We start from the raw sequence: 23,471 nt of genomic DNA, 5'->3' as shown, positions 1-23,471 counted from the left end.
CCTGCCTATGTATATTATACCATAAAGTACCTTAAAGTACGAATATAAAATCAAATAAATTTGACAAAAAAATAGCTTATTTAAGCCATATTTTAAACTTTCAACTTTTTTAAGTGTAAAACTTCCGGGACTTGCAGCTCTATGATTTTCGTTATGCTAAATCGCTAAATATAAAAAGCATCCCATTTTGCAAATAATTACGAAAGTTCTTGCTTTTCTCATTTGCTGTGTTATACTGAATGAGTAATAACAAGCAAATAACTATGATTTCAATATTCACATATCAGGAATTGTAATTATCTCATTGTACAATTCACGTATGTGTTTTTTTATGCCATGAGAGTGCTTCTTATCTACATCATAAGGAGGTACTAATATGAGTACAGGTAAAGTAAAATGGTTTAACGCAGACAAAGGATACGGATTTATTACAACAGACGCTGGACAGGATCTGTTTGTACACTATTCTGAAATCCAGACTTCCGGATTCCGTACATTGGAAGAGGGAGCAAAGGTAAACTTCGAGATCAATACAAACGATCGCGGAGACCACGCTGCAAACGTAACTGTAATTTAATTACACAGAGAAAGAACCGTCGAAATGAAATCGGCGGTTTTTTTATATCCCCGAGGAGAAGATCTTCGCAAAAGGTCTACCTGCGAAACCCTTGCTTATGCAAGGAAGCACCTGTACGTATGTTTGATATCGAATGGAACGCAGGTTCCCTGTATCCCGATATAGAAAAGACTCCGCATACCTGCAGAGCCTTTTCTAAAATTATAGGGGATAGAATGATGTTATACGTAAATTAGGGATAGTTTTCGGGGATCATTTACGTATCAGCAGTTTTCTCATCTGCCAACCATACTATACAGCAGTTAAATTCCGCAATTTGTCGAACTATGTCGCCTGCTCGTTTTTTTCTTCATCCACATGAATGAGCGGCTTCAAAAGCTCATAGAAGTCCTCATATGGAACAAATTGAATTTCCTCATCCTTTTTATAAGCCACATAATATTTCCCGTAGCTGTCATAGATCACTTCATATTTATCCTTTTTTACAAGCACCGTTGTCAGTGGTATCTTGTAGCGAGTCTTATTTCCATTTACCAGCTTATCTTCATATGCATAATGCGTGCTGGCATATACAGGATGATCAATACCCGCAATCGTCAAGCTGCCCTTTTCAATATCAGGCAGATACAGATCACTTTCGCCCATCTCTATATATTTATCTGGAAATTTCACAGCAGCAGCCTGCGCTACAGCCTGTTCCTCAAGTCCTGTAATCTGCAAATCCATCACCTTCCTATGCATCGTATTATATCATGAATTTCATTGTTTTTGACATTCCGCGATTGCTATCACACAATTTGTGTATAAAAAATCAGGATTCCACACATTTTTCCATTATCCCTCCATATTTAAACGGAAAGTTTTTTGTATACTATAGGTAAGCAAGTGGTAATCTTGCTTAGTATGACATATTTCCCCCAAAAATAACTTCATACTTTCTCCCTTTCAAAATAAAATAATAATGATACAAAAAAGACGTTCCCCCAAACGTCTTTTTTGTTATCAGAGTACAAAACACCAAATCTCCTTCCAAGTCAATGCAACAGGTAATACAGCCTCATGTCGCTGTTTTTCCCGTTCTGCATCCCGGAAATACCCGATTGTCGGCTTTCATTTTCTGCGTTTATCCTGCGCTTTATTCCTTGATCCACAAAATTGTAGCAGCTATCACACAATTTGTGCGGAGTAATTATAAATTCCACATATTTTTCCATGATCGCGCCATATTTAAACTGCAAGTTTTTCGTATACTATAAGCAAGCAAGAGGTAATCTTGCTGGTATGATAAAATTCCCCCCAAGAATAACTTCATACTTTCTCCCTTTCAATATAAAGATAATAAGATACAAAAGAAGCTCATGAACCCAAGCATGAGCTTCTTTTGTTTTACTTATGATGATTTCTTGTGTATTGCTTCCAAAGCCCAGATGTTTGTATCTCGTCGAAACAGCAGGCAGATTGCGACACCTGTGAATCCCAGCAGCAGAAACAGAAGCGCTGCGCCGCTCCCCGCTCCCTGCCCGACAGCATGCACAAGCAGAGGAGATGCTTCCCGGCTTGCCATAAAGGGCTCAAGGATATAATCCACAAGCACTCCTCCCAGACAATATCCTGCCGGAATTGTGAAAAACTGAAGAGAGTTTCTTGCGGCATATACTCTTCCCTGCATAGCAAGGGGAATATGCTCCCGCAGCAGCACATCCATATTCGTATTCATTACCGGAATAAACAGCCAGCCCAGAATCGCTCCCAGACACCATAACGATGGTCCTCTTCCCAGTGCCAGTAAAAAGCTTTCGGTTCCCATACTGATTAGCAGAGCATTATGAATCGTCCGCACACGGTGATGCTTTGTCGGGCGTAGCATCAGAAGAAGACTCCCGCTCAGATTTGCCAGTCCCATACAGGTATTCACCAGACCCAATACAGCTTCACTGCCACCCTCACGCATCAGCAGCATATAGGGGAGTGCGGCATCATAGGCGGAGGCTACCAGATTTATCGCAGCCAGATACAGGATCAGATCCAGAACACCGCGATTCGCTCGCAGCCAGCGAAGTCCGCTTTTCACCCCGCTCAGTAAGGGCTCCTTTTTCATAGACTGTGCCTTGGCAGCAGGCAGCTTTATGAAAAAGGCCAGTGCGATAAAGGCAACGCCGAAGCTGATGAGATCAAGCAGCAGGATTGTCTGCATACCGAATAGTGCATATAAAGACGTTGCAAAGATGGGAACCAGCAGCGTATTCAGCGAATTGGAAAACATTCGCAGAGCGCCTGCTCTGGCATAGTGCTTCTTCGGTGTCACCAGTGTAATCGCCACTTCACTGGAGGGCTGCTGCAACGTATTCATAAACCCATTGACAGCATTCAGTATATACAAATGCCAAATCTCCAGCGTTCCCTGCAGCATAAGGAAACCAATTCCAAGGGTCGTGGCAGCTGCCAGGCTATCACAGATCAGCATTGTCTTCCTTTTATCCCAGCGATCACACAGGGATCCGGCAAATAAGCCGAACAGCACATAGGGAGTGTAAGAACAGATGGAAAGCATCGCACTGACCATAGCACTGCCGGATTGCTGCAGACTCCATATGACAAGTGCAAAGCTCGTCATAGAGCTTCCCAGCTGTGAGCATGCCTGCGTACTCCAGAGTACAAGAAAAACATGCAGCTCTTTTATCGTTTGTTTCAGATTGTTCATTTTGACTTTGCTCCTTTTCTACAATGATTGTATGATAGGCAAAGTCAGCGGACGAGTCCGTACTCATTGCTCCATGCAAGCGATTCGTCCATCAGACTTTGCATGGAGCTACTGCATAAGGTAATTTCATAATATCCCCTTTCATTTACAGCTGTGTACAGCCGGAGAAAGCATGCGATTCCTCACAAGCATAGAAAGACTCCGTAAAGCTTGTAAATGGATACGTAGAAGTCTTTACAGCAAGTCTTACCTTTTCTATTATACCACAGCCTCGCTGTATGCTTCCCATAATGTAAAACGATAAGGGGAAAATATAACATAGTTTTCCACAGTATCTACATTATTTGTTGACAAGTATTTCGTATACTATAGGCAGCAAGTAAGAAAAGCTTGCTAGTATGATAATTCCCCAAAAGCAAATTCATACTTTCTCTCTTTCATTTAAAACTGATAATAATAGAAACGCACTGTTCCCCCAAGCAGTGCGTTTCTATTGTTTCAAGCCATGCGAGAGGCTGATTTTTGATATCGTCAGAGGTATAGCTTCCCTCCTATGGAAATGAAGATCAAAAGCGTGGTGAAAGCCCCTGTGGCAATACAGGAAAGCAACAACATAATTTCACATAGTTGCGACATATTTTTCAGATAACAATTTCGTATACTGTAATCAGCAAGAGGAACTCTTGCCAAGTATGATAATTTCCCCCTCAAATGAAATTCATACTTTCTCCCTTTCATTTAATTTTATAATTCTAAAAGGAAAAGAACGCACCCCCTCAGCGTTCTTTTTCTTTTGTCTTCATTTATTGCTGAATTCTCATCACCATTCCCTCTCCTGCAAGCTCCATGGTGTATGTGTCGTATGACGCTATGCAATACGTTTGCACATGTACAGGACAAAGGGATGCATCTTCGCTGTTGCAGAAACAAAATCCGGTCAAAGAGCCCTTGCTGCCTAAACATTATCCCATACAGGATAAAAGATATTGCAATGTTTCCCAGGCAATCGGTATAAGCAATGCCGGCAGCAGATTTCCGATTTTGATCTGCTTTCCGAAAAACAGATTGATACCAACACCGAAAATCAATACATTGCCAACCAGTGAAAGATTATTGATCAGCGCTTCACGAAACAGCGGAGAAAGAAAGCCGGCCAGAAGTGTGATAGCGCCCTGATAGAAAAAGAGCGGAACTGCTGCAAACAATACGCCGATTCCAAGGGCAGAGGCGAAAACCATGGATATGATACCATCGAGAATCGCCTTTGTTATCAGCATGGAGGCATCGTGTGTCAAACCATCCTGCAATGCACCTACCACAGCCATCGCTCCGACACAAATAACAAGTGCATTACTCACAAAGCCTTCCACAAATTTATCATCCCTGCTTTTCACCATATTCTGCAGACGATGCGCCAATCCCTCCATGCGATCCTCTAAGCGCAAAAGCTCTCCGACAACCGCACCGACTCCCAGTGAGCAGATCAGCAACAGTGTGCCATTGGTTTGTAGCTGTGCGCCCTCCACATGCATCATGGCACTTAGCGCTCCGCTGATTCCGATAAACAATGTGCATAAGCCAAGTGAGCGCATGAGCAAATCACGAACACGAAGCGGAAGTCCGCCCTTAACCAGCATGCCGATAGCTCCTCCAACAATCACAGCAGCCGCATTGATCACTGTCCCCATAAAATAGCCTCCCTTTTTTCCTACAAATGTACCACTCCGCAATATAAAAGTCAATGGATTCCACTAAGCCTGTTTATGAAACAGCTGCGAAAATGCATAACGTATGCAAATAAAAAAAGGTTTTTCATCTCCTTGTGTACATCACGAAATGAAAAACCTCTTATTACCGCAATAAGCAGCAGCCTGCGTTACGCTTCGCTTATAAGAACTGGTTCAGCATACTTGCAAGCTGTGTCTTTGGCTGATAGCCGGAAATCTGTTTTACTGCCTCTCCGTCCTTAAATACAATCATGGTAGGGACAGACATGATACCATATTTCATCGCCAGATCGCCTTCCTGATCTACATCAACCTTGACAATTTCCATTCTCCCCTTCATATCCTCTGCCAAATCCTCCAGCACAGGTGCCAGCATTTTGCATGGTCCGCACCAGGTCGCAAAGAAATCCACCAGGACAACACCCTGTTTTGTAATTTGTTCAAATTCTGCTTTATTTATAACTTTCATAATCTCGTACCTCCGACTATCCACAGTATATCACATTCTACAGGAAACATGCATGAAAATGCTCATACTGCGAAATATTTCTGCAATGCCTTGAAGATTCCCTCATCATTATTACTGTCGGTCTCCTCATCCGCTGCCGCCTTGACCTCAGCCATAGCATTTCCCATCGCAATACCGATACCTGCGGCCTGCAGCATTTCGATATCATTCTCTCCATCACCAAAAGCCATCACATCGCGCATGGAAATCCCCAGCATGTCCACCAGTGCCTGCAAACCGCTTCCCTTTGTAATACCAAGCGGCATCAGCTCCAGCCATTTCGGCGTTGTCAGCCCCAGCCAGTAGCGATCCTTTAAATCCCTTTTCGCCTGGGCGCTTACTTCAGCCATCACATCCGCATGATAGGCGATACTCACCTTATTGATACGGCGGTCTATTTCTTCCCATGTATCTATATAATGAATATTCGGATAGCCCTTTCGATTATCTGCCAAAAGCGCAAAGGCACCTCCCGTCCATGGATAATCCTCTCCCAGATTGTGTATCCTGCGATATTCCGCTTTTTCCTTGATGATACTTTCCGGATTATAATCATACAATCCGTCATCAAACTGCGCCATAAATTCAACATCCCATTGTCGGAAATATGTAAAAAGCTCTTCCATTTCAATGCGTCCCATCTGCTTGCGAATGTGGCGCTTTCCACTTGCAAGATCATACAGAATCAAACCGTTGACCTCCAGCAGATAACCTCCGTATGCATCCATACAAAGCTCCTTGGCATATTCCAGCAGCTTGCAATAGCTTCTTCCGCTAGCCAGAACAAGACGTACCCCCTGTTGCTGCACACGCAGCAGCAGCTCCTTTGTTTTCGGTGAAATCTTATTTTCGCTTGTCAGCAGTGTTCCATCCATATCCATTACAATCATCTGTATCATTTCTATCACGCCCCTTATGAATAGGATTATACAATGAATACCTTCAGAAGTAAAATCATACTGGAAGAAGAAAAAAAAGAATGCTATACTGAATGCACAACGTGGAGGTACTGCAATGAAAATACAGAAAACGAATGCCATGCGCATTCTTGACAGCAACAGGCTGCCATATGAAGTGTTCAGCTATGCACATGGAACAGAGCCTGTCGCCGGTCTGGCGGTAGCGAAGCAGCTGCAGGAGGATCCGGAACAGGTTTTCAAAACACTGGTAACGGTTGCGAACACGAAGGAATATATCGTTTTCGTAATTCCGGTTGCGTATGAGCTGCACCTGAAGAAATGTGCGAAAGCTGCCGGTGTGAAATCCGTGGAAATGATTCATGTAAAGGATATCAACAAACTAACAGGCTATGTACGCGGAGGCTGTTCCCCTATTGGCATGAAGAAGCAATTCCGTACCTTTGTGCACGAGAGCTGTACCCGGCTTCCTGCCATGATGTTCAGCGGCGGAAAAATCGGTGTACAGATCAAAATGCAACCGGATGACCTGCTCAAGCTGATTCATGCCGAAACAGCAGATATCATCTGTGACGCCTAAAGCTGTCATACTCCATGACAGCTTTTTTTATAAAAAAGGAGAGCTTACTCCCCTGCTGTAAATACATATTTATCCAGTGCCTTTGCAATTCCCATCTGATCATTGGTATCGGTGACATCCCATGCTGCCTTTTTCAGGGATTCCATGGCATTTCCCATCGCGATGCCGTACTTCACGGTTTTGATCATTTCCATATCGTTTTCCGCATCTCCAAACGCCATCATTTCCTCCGTAGAGATTCCCAGCTTTTCACCGATTCGCAACAACGCACTCGCCTTGGATACGCCCTTCGGCATAACCTCAATCCATGCAGGACCGACCTCCAGCAATTCATAATCCTCTAATTCCTTACGCAGATGCGGTAAATGCTTCTTGAAAAAGGAGGCCGTCTGTATCAGTACAAACTTATTTACATCCTGCGTAATCTCATATTCTGCATCCTCCAGCGGTATGAAATTTCGCTTTCCCTGATTAAATCCATAATCCATCGGGCGTCCAAACACAACACTGCGCACCTTTTTCATCGCCTTCAGACGCTTGGATATCAAATCATAGAAATCATAGCCGCAGCAGCTGATGACCTCAAAATTATATTTCATCCCCAGTGCCATCACTTTTTTTGCATCCTTGCCATCCAGCACCTTATCCACATAATATTCCTTTTTATGAAAATCATAAATAATCTGTCCGTTTACTCCTGCCACAAAATTATTGCCTCTGTGCTCAAGCTCCAGCGGTTCATATACAAAATCGATACCACCCTTATCTCGTCCAGTAGCTATTGTTATGGAAATTCCCATCTCCTGTGCCTTGATCAGACGTTTTTTCGTTTCCTCATCAATCGTTTTCTGCGTGGTCAGCAGCGTTCCATCCAGATCCAGTGCTATCAGTTTTATCGCCATATCCTACCTCTACTTTCTTTATCAACCCTATTATAGCGAATATAGAAAAAAAGTAAACCTGTAATACCTGTAAAGGAGCCAGTCAGCTATAAGCAGGGCTGCGATCGTTCCAGCAAAAGAGCTTCTTTACAATGCAATATCATTAGGGATATTCAGACTGTGACCAGAATATTCCTATAGCTTAACAGGCTTTCTTAGAAGTCAGCCGATGCAGAATAGCAAAGAAATTTTGACGCCCCCTTTTTCCCTGAACGCACGTATTATTTTGCAAGAATGTAAGCCGTTTTGTATCGGTTTGCATTTTTAAGCAAAAAGAAAACGGACACTCTCTTGGAATATCCGTCTCTCTCATAGTATTTTATTTAGCCAATTTTGCAGCTGCTGCCTCATCAACAACAACGACAACATCCGCATGATTCTGCAGAACGCTGGCAGGGCATGCCGGATCAACCGGTCCGTTGACCATAGCCGCAACAGCATCTGCCTTGTTAGCACCGGATGCTACAAGCAGGATTTTCTTTGCCTTCATGATTGTCGCAATTCCCATTGTGATTGCATGTGTCGGCACCTGATTGATGTCATTGTCAAAGAAACGCGCGTTATCAGAACGTGTTTTCTCTGTCAGCTCAACAATGTGTGTTTCCTCTGTAAACGGTGTACCCGGCTCATTGAAACCGATGTGTCCGTTACCGCCGATTCCCAGAACCTGCACATCCACACTGACATTTTCCATAGCCTTTTCATATCCTTCACAATCTTCCTTTGTGCTTCCATAAGGTACATGAATCTTGTCCTCCGGCAAATCAATTCCCTTGAACAGATTTTCATGCATGAATGTCCAGTAGGATTCCGGGTGATTTCTGTCGATTCCTACGTATTCATCCAGATTGAAAGACTGGCACTGTGCATAGCTTGTTCCATTGTCCTTGTGATCCTGAATCATGTTCTTGTACAATCCGATTGGACTGGAGCCTGTCGCAAGACCTAAAACAGCATCCTTTTTGCTTGTGACAACTTCCTTCATAACATCAAATGCTTCTTTGCTTACTGCATCGTAATCTTTCACTACAATAACTTTCATTTTCTTTTCTCCTCCTGATATTACACAGTATTATCATACCATTTTGAAAGCATGTTTTCAATGTCAGAACATACATATCCTGCATTTCCAGCTACCTGTGCGTCACAGGCTTTCTGCAGTGCGCATGCTATCCCATACGAGAGCCTCTGCTTTTTCTCTATGGCAGCTTTCGCTTTCGACGGCTGCAGTCGTAGATCAAATGCTTATGGCAGCTGATTTCCCGCTGCAACATAGATGGAATACCATTCCTCTCTGGTAAGCGTAATGTCACATGCTTTCACGATTCCTTCTATACGCGTCAAATTGACGGAACCCAGAATTACCTGCATGTGTGCCGGATGGCGAAGCAGCCATGCCGCCGCAATCGCACTGTTGCTGACCTGATATTTATCGGCAAGTGTCTGTATGCGTGTATTCACCTCAGGGAATTTCGGATTATCAAGGAATACCCCTTCAAACATGCCGTACTGAAACGGTGACCAGCATTGTATCGTTATATCCTGCAGTCTGCAGTAATCCAGTGTACCGTTATCGCGGTTTATGCCGCGCGAATCGAAGGTATTGACATTCACCCCGGCGTCAATCATCGGCGTATGCATCACACTCAGCTGCATCTGATTGATTTCAATCGGCTGCTTACTATATTTTTTCAGCAGCTCAATCTGATAGGGATTGTGATTGCTGACGCCAAAATGCTTTACTTTGCCGGATGTATATAAGGCATCAAAAGCCTCCGCTACCTCCAATGGCTCCATCAGGGCATCCGGGCGATGCAGCAGCAGATAATCAAGATATCCGCATTGCAGACGTTCAATAGAAGCATCCACACAACGAATTATGTAGTCCCTTGAAAAATCATAATGCGTCGTTTCACTGCGATGAATACCGCATTTTGACTGAATGAGCATATCCTTCCTCAAGGAAGGCTGCGTCTTCAGCACCTTTCCAAACAGCTCCTCGCAGACACCCCTTCCATAAATATCCGCATGATCAAAGAAATTGATTCCCAGCTCCAGATCACGACGAATCAGGGTCTCCAAATCCTTTGGTTTCATAGCATCAATACGCATACAGCCCTGAACGATAGCCGGTGCCTGCGTATCCGCAATGCAAATGCTTTTCATATGCTTGCTTCCTCCTTTTATCTTTATCGATTGCCTTCATTATACTTCTTTTTTGTGTATGTGGATACATATAAAATGAGTATTTCTTTTGTTTTCATATCATGGTATCCCTAGACGAAGCATGTAGATGAACGTGCACCATCAGCCAGGGCTATCAACATCCAAAAGGACATCGCTGTTTATAAAAGAAAGAAGGCCCTTTTAGATGAATTCCATTTTTTAAAACGCATGCTTTACTGCATTCTCTTCTTATGCTTCACAAGCTGGGCTTTTCAGATATAGGTATCGGAAATGAAACCAAGAAATCCAGCTTTTTTCATCTTGCCGCAAACAAGAATTTCAGAAATAAAAAGGGATATGCATAGCTTTTATCATATCCGGTTCCCCGTTTCTATGACACATGCTCTATTTGCATATCCCTGTTTCTTAAAATACCTGAATTGTATAAGCAGTTGTGAATGTCTTCCCTGCAGAAAGCGTCATCGTACCCTCACGATGGTAGAAGTCTTCCTCTACTTTTGAAAAATCCGCATGACCGTACCACGGCTCCAGACAGATAAACGGTGCACCTTTTTTCGCTGTCCAGATCGCCAGATATGGATATCCGCTAATGGATATGCGCACACCGTGATGTTTTGGCCCGGATAATGTCAGATAGGAGCTTTTCATCCCCTGATAGATCAGCGTTGCATATTTCTCGATATTCTCATAGCTGCATGGTATCGTCTGCAGGCTTACATCCTCCAGAACATAGGGCTTCTTCTTTTCCGGATCAAACACCAGCTGCTTCAGCTGCTCAGGATTCGTAAAGCGCATCGTATAATCCTCAAACGCCTCCCCCTCGCACAACGGACAGTTGAAGCCCGGGTGCAAGCCAAAGGTAAACGGCATTTCGCTCTCTCCGGTGTTTGTAATGCGATAGGTTACCGTAAGCGTATCGTTTTGCAGTGCATAGCCTACCTCATAATGAAAATCAAAGGGATACTGTGCCCTTGTTTCCGCACTGCTATCAAATGCCAGGATGACCTCATTTCCATCATCGCGCACACAATCCAGCGTCGCATAACGAACCAGTCCATGATTTTTCATAGCGTACGTTTTACCATCAATTTCATAGGTACCATCCAGAGTGTTTCCTACCAACGGAAACAACCCGGGATTTTTTCCTGTCCAGTAATCCGGATGTCCCTGCCACATATACTGCATACCGGTTTTTAAATCGGTAAAGCTTTCAATTTCTCCACCCTTTGCAGTAAAGGTTACCTCATAACGATTATTTGTTAATTTCATACAGCCTCTCCTCTCGTACAATGTTCATGTCTATTATAGCACAACAAAAATGCAGATGCCGCAGAAACTGCAGGAGTTCCTGCTATATCCACCCCATCTGTTTACAGAAGAGATACACGCCGTCCTCGTCTATGGAAGCACAAATATGATCTGCTGCCTCCTTTGCTTTTGGATTGGCATTTCCCATAGCGACGCCAATGCCCGCAGCACGCAGCATGCCCACATCATTGGCACCGTCACCAAAGCACGCAATCTGTTCTACCGGTATATCCCAATGTGCAGCCATCGCTTCTACACCCCTGCTTTTATCTACGTTTTCCGCAGTGATTTCCAATGTGTTGGAGGAATGTGTCACAATAAAGGCATCCTTCATAAGGGCGAGAATCTCTTTCCGCTGTGTTTCGTTTTGCGGATAGGCAAGCATATTAAAGACCGATTCCTGTGCATAGGGCTTGACGATGGGCATATTCAGATACAGCTTGAAAAACTCATCACGAATATTGTGGGGACACGGTGTTGTCAGACAGTCATTGTCAAAGGTGGAATACCGTACCGGTATATGTCTTTGCTCACAATAGCGGATGAGCCGTTCCACCTGCTCCTGCTGCAGAGGAAAGCTGGTGACAACCTCCTTCCTTCCCATGACCAGTGCTCCGCCATCATAGATTGCGGCATCAAAGGAAAATTCACGGAAAAAGGACGGAAGATTGCGGACCTCATAGCGGCAGCGACTTGTAGCGACACCGATACGGTATCCGTTTTCCTTTAGGAGATTCAACGCCAGGCGGGTAGTTGCAGGAAAATCGTGAATGCGATGGGTGTAAAGCGTATTGTCTACATCAAAAAATAAAGCTTTTATATTTTTCATATGGAATCCCTCATTTCATAACGCTTATCATTATAGCACGACAGACAAAGAAAACAAAAGGAGCACCTTGGGGGAAGTGCTCCTTTTGCTGTTGCTTATTATTTATTTAATAGAAAGGAAAAGTATGAAAAATTTTCTGAGGGGAAAAATTCATATCTGCAGGATTCCTCCTGCATGACTACAGTATACTAAAAAGTTATATTTTAAATATGTAGAGAACTTGTAAAAATGTGTGTTCTTTCAAGTGTCGGTACCCAAATTGTGTGAACGCACAAGGATACAGACTTTAGAAAAAGGGTGTAAAAATCTCAGTCACTTCTTTCTATACACCAACAGAAAGGGTGCCTTAGGGGAAAGCACCTTTTTCTGTATATGGTTATTGTATTAAAAGGGAGAACGCATGAAATAATTTTGGGGGAGCATATTCCATACAGGCAGGATACCTTCTGCTAGCATATAGGATGCGCTAAACAATCGCTATATGATGTATAAGCATGGTAACTTATATGCGATATCTTGGCAGCGGATCAAGCGACTGTATGCACCCTTTTATGCTGGAAATTGCTGCAGCTGCACTCTTGATTTCCCCACCGCTGTCGTCTCCTGATATGAAAAAGCTGAACAGGTACAGATGACATAATCTAATTCAAGAAAACTGCCTGTACAAAAGAATAAGATCATGAGGTATGGCTGTGGGCAATTCTTTGCAGATTGTCTTAGAAAGGTTGACGCATGCCAACAAAAAAGATGCCTTGGGGGAAGCATCTTCTCTGTATATGATAATTATTATTTTGAAAGGGAGAAAGTATGAAATAATTTTGGGGGAAATAGTTCATACAAGCAAGATACCTCTTGCTTGACTATAGTATACAAAATGTCTATCAATATATTATGTATAGATCATGGTAAATTATGTGTAATTCAGCAAAGCTCAACCCAAATTATGTGAGCATTGCCGTGAAATTGCTGAAGAAAGGGAATCCTGTGGATTCCCTTACGATTTCGTACGCTGATTAGAATGCTTCTTTTCCTCTTACATATGTCATTTCTACAGAGTAATCGTCATTCAGTACAACGATATCTGCATCATAGCCAGCCACAAGCTTTCCTTTGCGATCATCCACATTCAGATATCTCGCCGGATTCAGTGTACAGGAGTTGATTGCGTAATCCCAAGGAATCATCGCTTTTTCAACAAGCACCTTCAAGCCCTCATTGACCTTCAGAGTAGAGCCTGCAAGACTCTTTGCGCCAGTCAGATGTGCACTTCCATCCGGATACAGCTCAATTTCATTTCCGCCGAAGAGAACCTTTGTCCCTACCGGCAGACCTTTTACCATTAACGCATCCGTAATCATAATGGTATAATCTCTTCCCTTTGCCATGAACAGATCATTCAATGCATCCGGTGTAGAGTGATTTCCATCACAGATGACCTCGCCAAAGGTATCACGGAAGCGCATAGCAGCCCCTACCAGACCCGGCTTGCGGTGATGGAAGGGAGTCATTCCGTTAAAGATATGCGTCATGGAAGTAGCTCCGTTGGCAATCGCCATTCCTGCTTCTTCAATCGTTGCCGCAGAGTGTCCGATGCTCACACGGACATCGTTTGCTGCACAATATCTTGTCAATTCAAAATTCTCATCGCGCTCCGTAGCCATTGTTATAATTTTGATGAGTCCGTTGGCAGCCTTCTGATATCGCTTGAACTGTTCAACATCCGGTTTTACGATACACTGCTCCGGCTGTGCTCCCTTGTAAACCATGTCCAGATATGGTCCCTCAAAATGAATACCGAGGATTTCCGCACCCTCATAGCCATCCGCAACAACCTTTGCGACATTTTTCACTGCCTTGGTAAGTACCTCCTCTGTCTGTGTAATTGTGGTAGGACAGATGCCGGTAATACCTTCCTCAGGGATGTGCTTCATCCAGTTGCGCAGACCTTCTTCTTCCGCATCATTGGTGTCAAAGCCATAAGCACCATGTGTATGAACGTCAATGAATCCCGGTACAATTCGTCTTTCACCATAGTCCTTATCAGCCGGTTTTGCGCCATACGCCAGAATATTTTTGATTTTTCCATCCTCCAGCTCCAGCTGGGCTTCGATGAAGTGACCGAGTACCCATACTCTCTTACTTTGAATAATCATGAAATAGCTCCTCCTTTATTGATATCTATATTATACTACCCGAATCTTTGAATTTAAACGGGTTTGCAACTTAATTTTCAATTCGTGTACCGTTTCTGCTAAAAACTGCAAATAACGGTATGTATTTTATTTGTGAATAAAAAATCAAATAAGTGGACATCCTCCTTATATCATATTAAAATAGAAGCCAGAGGTGAAGGAAATGAAACAAGCAATACAAATTAAAGAAAATATGTACTGGGTCGGCGTTCATGATTTCAACTGCCGCCATTTTCACGGTGATCTGTTTCCGATCGCAGAAGGGACAACCTACAACTCCTATCTGATTGTGGATGAGCAGGTGACGCTGATCGATACAGTTGAAGAAGAATTTTATGATACGATGATGGAGCGAATTCGTTCGGTAATCGGTGAGCGTACCATTGATAATGTCATCGTGCAGCATGCAGAGCCGGATCATTCCGGAGGCTTCCTGAAATTTATGAAGGATTATCCGGATGCCAAGCCGTATGCAAGCAATGCCGGTGTGGGTATCATGCTGAAGCAGTATTTCAAAAGCTATGATTTTCAAAGGGTGAAAACCGGAGATACCTTATCCACAGGACGTTACACACTGACATTTGTGGAAATGCCGATGATTCACTGGCCGGATAACATGCTGACCTATGTCGCAGAACAGAAAATTGCATTCTCCAATGATGCATTCGGACAGCACATTGCAAGCTATGATATCTTTGATGATGCACACGGAGCTGCCAAGTGTATTGATCGTGCAAAGGATTACTATGCAAACATCGTCATGCCATATGGTATGCAGGTTGCTAATAAGCTGAAGCAGATTCAAGAGATGAAGCTAGACATTGATATGATTGCCCCGGCACACGGTATTATCTGGAGAAGCTACCTGCCGGAGCTGTTTCAGGCATATGAGGATTTTGCGACCTTCAAGGCGGTTGATAAAGCAGTTATCGTGTATGAAAGTGTCTGGAAGCATACGCAGATGATGGCAGAGGCACTTGCAGAGGGCATGGGAAGAAACGGAATCTGTGTAAAAATCTTCAAATGCTCAATGACTTCCCCAGCGATCATTCAAAAGGAGCTGCTGGATGCCAAGGCGATTTTGGTTGGAAGCGGAAATTACAACAATGCCATGGCAGGAAGTATCGCGGCATTCCTTGAAAAGCTGGTTACCTGCAAGGTGAAGAATAAAAAGGGTCTGGGCTTTGGATCCTACGGCTGGGCAAATCTTGTCACAAAGGAAATCAATGCCCGTCTGGAAAAAGCCGGCATCACCCTGCTGAATGATACGGTCGTTTCACAGAATTACACACCGAGTGAAGAGGATTTGGACGCACTGATGGAGCTTGGAAAGCAGATTGCTGAAGAAATCAAGGCGATGTAGTCCTGATTTGGCACTGCTATGAAACATCTACATAAAAAAGCAAGGCACGTGAAATCATATGCCTTGTTTTTTTATGCAGAACGCTAGTACATGAACATACATGCTGAAGCACGCAGTGTGTTTTGAAAAAGGTAGCACAGCAATAACGTGGCTCTTACTCGCTTGTGGGTATAACCTGAAATAGAGCATTCAAAATGATCGCGTTCATCAATAGAAATCGAACTCTCTTTTTCATAAACATCCTGACAGGAGAAAGAACTAATAGCGTATCACCTGCTTTTCACTTTCTGTTTGTGATGGGAATGGCGCCGCATTCCAGCACGGACAGAAAAAGGTTTATGATTTCTTCACAAGATGGAAATATTCATCATAGCCTAGATTCAGCTCTGTACAAATCCTGTCATTGATTGCATATAGGGCATTTCGATATTCCCGATAGGTTGGACTCAGCTTCTCCATATTCGGCAGGAATACATCATTGTAACCGCTTCTTTGCAGTTCCATCATCCAGTGCCGTTTACTGATAGAGGAAGGCAGATAGCGAAGCAGACAATATTTCTGAACCCGATACTGATGGAGAACCGCCTTTTTCATTTGCGCGTACTGCTTTGCATTCGGTTCCAGTAGCCTTTTCAGCTGTGCATCCAGCCTTGCCTGTATTGCTGCGGCCTGCTGATTTTGCAAAAACCCCATCAGAAATGTAACGATTTTCATAGACAGCGGCATCTTCAGGTCGGTTGTATCCCAGAATGTGAGAATTGCCTGATAGGCATCCCGCTGCTCCTGCGTCGTGATGGGAATCTGCAGATATGGCAGAAAATGATGCAGAAAGAGCTTGCCATAAATGCCCGGTATCATTTCCTGAATAGCTGCCGCAATCGTTTGATAATCAAGCTGCTCCTGCAGCACTTGGTAATCCTTTGCGCCTGCCAGCATTTGGCGCACTGCCTCCAGCTGTGCAGATTGCTGCTCCAGTTGTCTCTGCATCTGTCCCTCAAGCCGCTGCAGCTCCTCTTGTTCCACCTGCGGATCATGAAAAATGCGTTGAATGGCAGACAGCTCCATCCCCAGCTTTCGATAAACCTGAATCTGCTGCAGAACAGCTATATGCTCTTCGGTATATCGGCGATAACCGTTTTCATCCTTTTCCACCTGCAGCAGTCCCTTTTCCTCATAATACTTGATGGCCCGCTTGGTCATTTGCACCTGCTGTGCCACTTCCTGTAGTTTCATGAGATCACCTCCAGCTAAACCATATACCTGTACGCGACGTACAGGTCAATAGAAACAGACATATTTCTGTTTTTTGTCATGCGAACGCAGTGCCTATCCTGCAATGCGCTCACCCTCTCACCGCCGCTTTCATAGCTAAGGCAAAAAAAACAGGTACCTGGCTTTTCATACCGCAAGGAAACATCTGTTTCCAGCAATGCTACCACCTTCGCATATGGAAAAGCTGTCGTTGCAATAAAAGCAAATCTACAAGACATTCCACTGCCAACAAATCTTTGAAACTAGCTGTAAAGGATGCTTCTTTTGCCGTTTTCACTTGTATGCAGTTGAAGCTTTTACAGCAGTATCCGAATTTCTCACAACAGTGTGTGTATTCTCATTCATTTTTTACGCAGCTGACGGACTCCCTTGCGGATATAGCGCTGTTTATTACGCTTGCCCTTCGCAAAGAACAGTCCAAAAATAAGTAGGATAACACCGCCTGCAGCTCCCAATACATACTGTATTGTTTCATTTTGTTGCTCTTCAGCAGCTGTTCCATCGCTCCACATATGCAGCTTCTCTTTTTTGGCTTCCTTTTCCAGCTCCTGCAATTCCTTTGTATATGCGTAGTCACCATAAATATATTTCACCTCTGCCAGTCCCTGCTTTACCAGCTCCTTTTGCAAAAGGACACCATCCGCATACACCCATGCCAGCGTTCGCCCGTATTTATCCAGCTTATCACTGCCGTCATCGTATTCCAGTTCGATTGTTTCCGCCGATTGCAAGGCATCACACACATATGCACTTGCCTCTTTCCCATAAGGCTCCTTTGTTTTGGTAAATTCAGGCGCATTGATTGCCAGAAATCGTACTGTCGTATCCTTGCCGTTGATTTTGAAATGCGCGGTATCTCCATCCGTACATTTGCTAAATGCAACCTCTTCTCTCGTATTTGCCTGTACAGGCATTGCTGCCATGAGTGCCAGCAGACAAAAAAACATAATTTTCTTCATAATATCCTCTCCATGAGTTTTATTATAATGAAAATTATGTCGTTCTCAAGACTTGCTTTTTTTATTTTTCATAAATGCGGCATTCAGCAACAGCAAACCCGCTACGGCAGCCAATGATGCTGCCTGCAAATGCAGACGATATACAAAGAATACAATTCCAGCCATAATCAGAAAGACAATGCTGCAGCCTGCTGATACAAGGATGGACATCTCCATCTGCTTCTTGGTCGGCTTCATAAGCTGTTCCCGTTTTTTCATAACCCGGTGATTTACTGCGTCTACACGTCTTTGTATTTGATTCATTTTTTCAACAGGGTTCATTTTGCATGCCTCCTTGCATAGATTCCCACGATTGCTAACATCACAGCGGCTATAAGATTTCCAGACAGCTGCAGCAGCATCTGGATAAAGCCCCCTTCTGTCAGCCACTGCACAAAGTAATTAAAGATTCCGGATAATATGACAATGATTGTCAGCTTGAACCAGAAGGAAATACGGCAATGCAGCAATACCAGATAGATCAGAACTGCAAATACATCCGCAGCGGCAGCTATCGTCCAGGTCAGGGGAAGAAAATTTGAAATTGGAAGCTGCAGCGACAGACAATACAGATAAGGAAACAGCATCACCATTGCCACTAGCATAGTTTTTTCAATCAAATAGCGATGTGTCATAAGCAATGCTGTAAGAATCATCCAGCCATATACGATGGAAACAGCGGCAATCCATGCCCAGCTGATAGTCTCCTCCAGCATATAATTACACAGCAGACAAATTCCGATGGACAGCACAGCAAGTGCACTGAGTACCATCCATATCCATCGCTGAATACGCGCTCTGTTTTCCTTCACCTTCAAAACAGCATAATCTGCAAGATTCTTCAGATTTTTTTCATTTCCCGGTTTCTGTGTATCCGTTTCCTCATCACCAAGCAGCTGAGAAACCTCTATGCCAAGCTCCTTGCACAGCGGCAGCAGCAAGGAAATGTCCGGATAGCCTGCGCCACGCTCCCACTTACTGATTGTCTTGTCACTCACCCCAAGCTTATCTGCAAGCTCCCGCTGTGTATACTTTAAATTCTTTCTTGCTGCAGAAATCTGCATGCCAATCTCCCTTTGCTGCATACATGCACCTCGTTTCTATACATGTATCATATCATGATTTCACAAAATCACCTATCGACGAATCGTAGATATCACACAAAGCACTTATTTTTTATCTGTTCTCTGTCTTATTCCGGTAAATCTGCCACAAAAATCCATATGATGTCAGAAACCTTATATTTCGAGCAAATAAAGCCCTCCTGAGAAAAAATCTGAGTCAGCTCCTCAACCGTTGTAAAGAATTCATCCTCCAGCTCAGCTTTTTGCTGCATTGTACAGTGCTGCTCATACTCCCTGCGTTCCAGTGCATGCTCAAACATGAGATCGGCAAGCACAATACGTCCCTGCCTGCGCAGAACGCGCTTCATTTCACGAACGGCAAGGGGTCGTTCCTGTGCATCACAGTGATGAAAAGCATAGGAGGCTGTTATGGTATCAAACGAGGCTTGTTCAAAGGGGAGCGACAGAAAGGTTCCCTGATGAAAAAGCACCTTTGGCAGCTTTTTCTTTGCCTGAACCAGCATTTCCAGAGACTGATCCACCCCGACAACCGATAGCCCTGCATAAGCTAAGCGCGCACTCAGATTGCCGGTACCGCATCCGATATCCAGCAGCCTTCCGCCATGCTTTTGCGCATGCATTGCAGTTTCATCCAGCACGCAATCATATGCTTCGTAAAACGGCAGTCCCTGTGCTGCAGGGGTATGCACAACCTCATCATACACCCTTGCAAAGGAATCAAAATCCCAGCGATCCTTCCATTCCCGATTTTTATGTAATTCCTGCAGCAGCTTCTGCATTTCTTCCTGATCCTGCTGTTCCTCATAGGTGTTGCTCAGCATATCGTTCAGCTCGTGCAGGATATGCTCCCGTATGGCAGACAGCTCATGCAGATGACGGTTTAACAGCTGCAGCTGCTGAAAATACAGCTCCTGTGCATTGCCCTGCTCCCTGCTTAACAGCTCTTTGATATCCGCAATCGAAAAATTCATCGCCCGATACAGCAAAATTCTCTGCAATAAAGCCCGCTCCTCTTCTCCGTAGATCCGATAGCCGTTTTCTAACCGCCGTGACGGCAGCAGTCCCTTTTTCTCATAAAATCGAAGAGCATTCGTATGGATTCCATACAGCTCTGCCAGCTCTTTTATTTTGTACATTCCTATCACCTCATGCATATGGTACACCTTCGCTCAGGACGAAGGTCAAGAAAATATTTTAAATTTCTTCCTGTATTTCAAAAAGGAGATCTGTCCTCCCTGTCACCGGGGAGAACAGACCTCCTGCGTATAAAACTGTTTTCAAATTACTTTAAGAATCCGTCCACAATGACCGTTTCTGCTTCCTCGCTGTTTAATCCAAAGGTCTGCAGCTTAATCAGCTGGTCATTGTTGATTTTTCCGATTGCCGCTTCATGAATGATTTCCGCATCCACGTGGTTCGCAGCAATTTCCGGTATTGAACTGATTTTCGCTTTTCCCATAATGATGGAATCACATTGAATATGTGCACGGGAACGATTGTTTCCCACTGCAATCGGATGGAATACCTGCACGGAATGATCCTTTCCCACTGAGCGGGATACGATTTGAACGACACTGTCCTCTCCATTCAGATTTACCGTCACATCCGAGTGTGCCTTCTGCTCTCCATGGGTCATCAGCTTTTCATTGATTACCAGCTTGGCAGATGTGCCCAGATTTGCCTCTGTTTTACGAAAGGTGGAATCCACACCCTTGATCTGACTCATATCCATTTTGGCAAAGGAGCCTTCCTCCATATGGATAACCGTTGTCGGGTTCAAAATCCTGCCACCGCTGCCACTGCCTTCACCGTAATGCTTTTCTGTATAGGTAATGCTGGCATGCTTTCCAATATGAAAGGTATGGATTCCATCATGCTGTGAGGTATCACAGCCATCATTGTGAATACCGCAGCCGGCTATAATTTCCACATCCGCACCTTCTCCGATATAAAAATCGTTATATACCATGTCCTGCACGCCGCTGTCTGTCAGAATAACCGGAATATGTATACTTTCCCCAACCGTATTGGCATCCACGATGATATCAATCCCCGGCTTATCTGTTTTAGCCAGAATTTTTACATGCTCAGTGGAATGACGTTCCACACCGGCTCCGTTTTTTCTTAAGCTGAAGGCACTGCCCGGCATAAAGCCGCTGATATCCGCAACTGTCTTCAGCAGATTTTTTTCCATCTGTTCCATCTGCTTCACCTACTTTTTAAATTCACAGGAATCAAATTCACGCATCAGTGTCGGAAGAATTTCATCCCTGTCGCCTTTTGTTTTGATTGCTCCGTTTTCGATAATGATAATTTCATCCGCCAGCTGCATGATACGCTCCTGATGAGAAATCAGAATAATGGACTGTCTGGATTCCCTTTGCAGCTGCTGAAAGGTTTCCACAAGCTTGGCAAAGCTCCACAAATCGATTCCTGCCTCAGGTTCATCAAATATGGACAGCTTTAGATCACGGGCGAGAATACTTGCGATTTCAATCCGCTTTACCTCACCACCGGACAGGGAGGTATCCACATCTCTGTTCAGATAATCCTTAGAGCACAGCCCGACATCCCTCAGATAGCTGCAGCAGATTTCCTCATCCAAAGCCTTGCCATGTGCCAGAGACAGCAGCTTGTGCACACTCATCCCTTTAAATCTTGGGGGCTGCTGAAATGCATAGCCAATCTGTCGTTTTGCCCGTTCATCTATGGACATTGCAGTAATGTCCTCCCCATCGAACAGAATCGTTCCCTCCGTTGGTTTTTCAATCCCCATAATCAGCTTTGCCAGCGTCGATTTTCCTCCGCCGTTAGGACCAGTGATTACAGTAAATCTATTGTCTTCAATCGTCAGACTGATGTTGTTTACAATCTTTTTTCCATCTACCTCAAAGGATACATTGCGCAATTCCAGCATGTTATCTCTCCTTTTCCAATACTTTTTCTATTTTATCACAAATATTGTAAAATATATAATGATTTGGATAAGAAATCAAGAAAATACCGCAAAACAGATTCCTATTTCCAAGCAAATTCTAAGAGATCCCCGACGAGCTACCATAACCGGTGATTTGCCATAGACCGCTTTCCCTGCACAAGATTGCAGTTTTATGATTTTTTTGCTGGCGAAATGCACATTCGTCAGCATGTTTACGCATCGGTATTCGTTATGACTTTACAGAAACAGATCGCATGCATTTGAAATCTGCAGCATACAAAAACCACAGTTAAAAAGCGAACACTGTGGTTCTTTCTCTTGCATTGCACTAAGCTGAAGGATGAGCGGTGCTAGCAAATACCGCTTTTAATCTATAGTCTTTCTGCACATGCGCTCGTAGTCTGCCTGTTCCTTTTCCAGCTGTTGCTGCGTATGCATACGCTCCTGCAGTAAGGAATCCATGATTTGTTCAATTTTACATTTTACCTGCTGTAGAGATTTTTCCGATTCCCGTATTTTGGACTGTACGAACATGTCTGTAAATATATTATCAAACAGGTAATCCATAACAATCGTGCCATCACAAAGCGTTACAGCTTTTACCTGAAACCCTTGAACATCCTGAACCTCCTTTTGAAATTTATATAGATTGATTTTCAGAAGTGCGATTTTTTTCTGAGCCTTATCCAGTGAGGAATGCTTCATGGCAGTGGACAGGATGCCGCCTCCTACGATATCCATAAAGCCCCAGGATGAGGCACCATCCAGACTGCGAAGCGCACTTTTCAGCTGATCCAGCACCAGATAACCGGCCTCTACAGCCTCCTGAATTTCCTTTAGCCGCTGTGTATGTGCATCCATAAGCTGCTTCTGTTCACGCAGCGCTTCTCCATCGAGAGAATGCTGTACTGCTTCCTCTAGCTCACATTCCGCAAGCCGCTTACGAACCAGCTCCTCCCGGACGATATTCAGCTCACAGTCATCAATATCCTGTTGCAGTGCCTTTGCATTTTCCTGAAGCTGCCGCACATGGAACGCAGCCTGCATCGCCTCCTGTTCTTCCTTTACCAGACGCTCCTCCTTATCCTTTGCAAAAAATGCAAGGATGGAAGCAACGGATGCGGTATGCAGCTTTTCCACATCCCGGTTTTCTTTTCGCAGCTGTTTTTCAGCCTGCTGTAATGCAGTCTCTACCTCATGAAGACGCTTTCTGCATTCCTTCAGATACTGTTTATCCGATTCAATTTTCTGAAGCTGATGCCGTAGCTCAACGATATCCTTTTTCATATGATCTCCCATCTCTTTTTTTAAATCATAGCACAGCAGGCAATGACAGACAAGAGGAGAA

The 23,471-nt window shown here is 44.0% G+C and carries 22 protein-coding genes; 3 read left to right on the top strand and 19 right to left on the bottom strand.

The annotated features are described in order from the left end of the window. Positions 1–376 precede the first annotated feature (376 nt). Complete coding sequence (locus NE665_RS16885; protein ID WP_002608255.1) at positions 377–577, top strand: cold-shock protein; 201 nt, start codon at positions 377–379, stop codon at positions 575–577. 324 nt (positions 578–901) lie between these two features. Here NE665_RS16885 and NE665_RS16880 read toward each other — a convergent pair whose 3' ends face one another. From NE665_RS16880 to NE665_RS16860, 5 genes are all read right to left on the bottom strand, one after another. After that, a complete protein-coding gene (locus tag NE665_RS16880) occupies positions 902–1,318 on the bottom strand; it encodes a hypothetical protein (protein ID WP_233104747.1) in 417 nt (138 codons plus the stop codon). A gap of 649 nt (positions 1,319–1,967) precedes the next feature. After that, positions 1,968–3,278, bottom strand: a complete 1,311-nt coding sequence (locus NE665_RS16875) for an MFS transporter (RefSeq protein ID WP_117444847.1) — start codon at positions 3,276–3,278, stop codon at positions 1,968–1,970. 962 nt (positions 3,279–4,240) lie between these two features. After that, positions 4,241–4,966: a DUF554 domain-containing protein gene (locus NE665_RS16870; RefSeq protein WP_117444848.1), complete on the bottom strand. Its 726-nt coding sequence runs from the start codon at positions 4,964–4,966 to the stop codon at positions 4,241–4,243. Between the two features lie 199 nt (positions 4,967–5,165). Continuing rightward, entirely contained in the window at positions 5,166–5,474 is a 309-nt protein-coding gene (trxA, locus tag NE665_RS16865) for a thioredoxin (protein ID WP_117444849.1), read from the bottom strand. A 62-nt stretch (positions 5,475–5,536) separates the two neighbouring features. Next, the gene (locus tag NE665_RS16860; RefSeq protein WP_117444850.1) at positions 5,537–6,412 is read right to left on the bottom strand and encodes a Cof-type HAD-IIB family hydrolase; all 876 of its coding nucleotides are present in this window, start codon (positions 6,410–6,412) and stop codon (positions 5,537–5,539) included. A gap of 115 nt (positions 6,413–6,527) precedes the next feature. Between NE665_RS16860 and ybaK the strand changes: the two genes are divergently transcribed. Then, complete coding sequence (gene ybaK / locus NE665_RS16855; protein ID WP_117444851.1) at positions 6,528–7,010, top strand: Cys-tRNA(Pro) deacylase; 483 nt, start codon at positions 6,528–6,530, stop codon at positions 7,008–7,010. Between the two features lie 44 nt (positions 7,011–7,054). Here ybaK and NE665_RS16850 read toward each other — a convergent pair whose 3' ends face one another. The 6 genes from NE665_RS16850 to nagA all read right to left on the bottom strand — a co-directional run bounded on the left by NE665_RS16850 (position 7,055) and on the right by nagA (position 14,428). Then, the gene (locus NE665_RS16850) at positions 7,055–7,912 is read right to left on the bottom strand and encodes a Cof-type HAD-IIB family hydrolase (RefSeq protein ID WP_117444852.1); all 858 of its coding nucleotides are present in this window, start codon (positions 7,910–7,912) and stop codon (positions 7,055–7,057) included. 358 nt (positions 7,913–8,270) lie between these two features. Continuing rightward, a complete protein-coding gene (gene nagB / locus NE665_RS16845; protein WP_117444853.1) occupies positions 8,271–8,993 on the bottom strand; it encodes a glucosamine-6-phosphate deaminase in 723 nt (240 codons plus the stop codon). 203 nt (positions 8,994–9,196) lie between these two features. After that, on the bottom strand, positions 9,197–10,117 hold the full coding sequence (locus NE665_RS16840) for an aldo/keto reductase (RefSeq protein ID WP_117444854.1): 921 nt from the start codon (positions 10,115–10,117) through the stop codon (positions 9,197–9,199). Between the two features lie 426 nt (positions 10,118–10,543). Beyond that, positions 10,544–11,407, bottom strand: coding sequence for an aldose 1-epimerase family protein (locus NE665_RS16835; RefSeq protein WP_117444855.1), 864 nt, complete (start codon positions 11,405–11,407; stop codon positions 10,544–10,546). Positions 11,408–11,489: 82 nt separating this feature from the next. Beyond that, on the bottom strand, positions 11,490–12,275 hold the full coding sequence (locus NE665_RS16830; RefSeq protein ID WP_117444856.1) for an HAD family hydrolase: 786 nt from the start codon (positions 12,273–12,275) through the stop codon (positions 11,490–11,492). A gap of 1,013 nt (positions 12,276–13,288) precedes the next feature. Continuing rightward, entirely contained in the window at positions 13,289–14,428 is a 1,140-nt protein-coding gene (gene nagA, locus NE665_RS16825) for an N-acetylglucosamine-6-phosphate deacetylase (protein WP_117444857.1), read from the bottom strand. Positions 14,429–14,630: 202 nt separating this feature from the next. Between nagA and NE665_RS16820 the strand changes: the two genes are divergently transcribed. Further along, positions 14,631–15,830, top strand: a complete 1,200-nt coding sequence (locus tag NE665_RS16820; RefSeq protein ID WP_117444858.1) for an FprA family A-type flavoprotein — start codon at positions 14,631–14,633, stop codon at positions 15,828–15,830. A gap of 336 nt (positions 15,831–16,166) precedes the next feature. Here the strand turns inward: NE665_RS16820 and NE665_RS16815 are convergent, their stop codons facing one another. The 8 genes from NE665_RS16815 to NE665_RS16780 all read right to left on the bottom strand — a co-directional run bounded on the left by NE665_RS16815 (position 16,167) and on the right by NE665_RS16780 (position 23,410). Beyond that, positions 16,167–17,063 carry a MerR family transcriptional regulator gene (locus NE665_RS16815; RefSeq protein ID WP_118654747.1) on the bottom strand — a complete coding sequence of 299 codons (897 nt, stop codon included), beginning with the start codon at positions 17,061–17,063 and terminating at the stop codon, positions 16,167–16,169. A gap of 380 nt (positions 17,064–17,443) precedes the next feature. Continuing rightward, a complete protein-coding gene (locus NE665_RS16810) occupies positions 17,444–18,061 on the bottom strand; it encodes a thermonuclease family protein (RefSeq protein WP_117444861.1) in 618 nt (205 codons plus the stop codon). A gap of 45 nt (positions 18,062–18,106) precedes the next feature. After that, positions 18,107–18,382: a hypothetical protein gene (locus tag NE665_RS16805; protein ID WP_117444862.1), complete on the bottom strand. Its 276-nt coding sequence runs from the start codon at positions 18,380–18,382 to the stop codon at positions 18,107–18,109. Further along, a complete protein-coding gene (locus NE665_RS16800) occupies positions 18,379–19,185 on the bottom strand; it encodes a helix-turn-helix domain-containing protein (RefSeq protein WP_118654746.1) in 807 nt (268 codons plus the stop codon). Before NE665_RS16800 ends, NE665_RS16805 begins: the two co-directional genes overlap by 4 nt. Before the next feature lie 107 nt (positions 19,186–19,292). Next, positions 19,293–20,321: a methyltransferase domain-containing protein gene (locus NE665_RS16795; protein WP_117444546.1), complete on the bottom strand. Its 1,029-nt coding sequence runs from the start codon at positions 20,319–20,321 to the stop codon at positions 19,293–19,295. A 146-nt stretch (positions 20,322–20,467) separates the two neighbouring features. Next, on the bottom strand, positions 20,468–21,388 hold the full coding sequence (locus tag NE665_RS16790; protein WP_117444547.1) for a SufD family Fe-S cluster assembly protein: 921 nt from the start codon (positions 21,386–21,388) through the stop codon (positions 20,468–20,470). 9 nt (positions 21,389–21,397) lie between these two features. Next, positions 21,398–22,102: an ATP-binding cassette domain-containing protein gene (locus tag NE665_RS16785; protein ID WP_117444548.1), complete on the bottom strand. Its 705-nt coding sequence runs from the start codon at positions 22,100–22,102 to the stop codon at positions 21,398–21,400. Between the two features lie 387 nt (positions 22,103–22,489). After that, the gene (locus NE665_RS16780) at positions 22,490–23,410 is read right to left on the bottom strand and encodes a hypothetical protein (RefSeq protein WP_117444549.1); all 921 of its coding nucleotides are present in this window, start codon (positions 23,408–23,410) and stop codon (positions 22,490–22,492) included. Positions 23,411–23,471 lie beyond the last annotated feature (61 nt).

Origin of the sequence: Clostridium sp. DFI.1.208, assembly GCF_024463855.1 — a bacterium.
Taxonomy (GTDB): domain Bacteria; phylum Bacillota_I; class Bacilli_A; order Erysipelotrichales; family Erysipelotrichaceae; genus Clostridium_AQ.
This window is presented reverse-complemented; position numbering and strand designations above follow the sequence as displayed.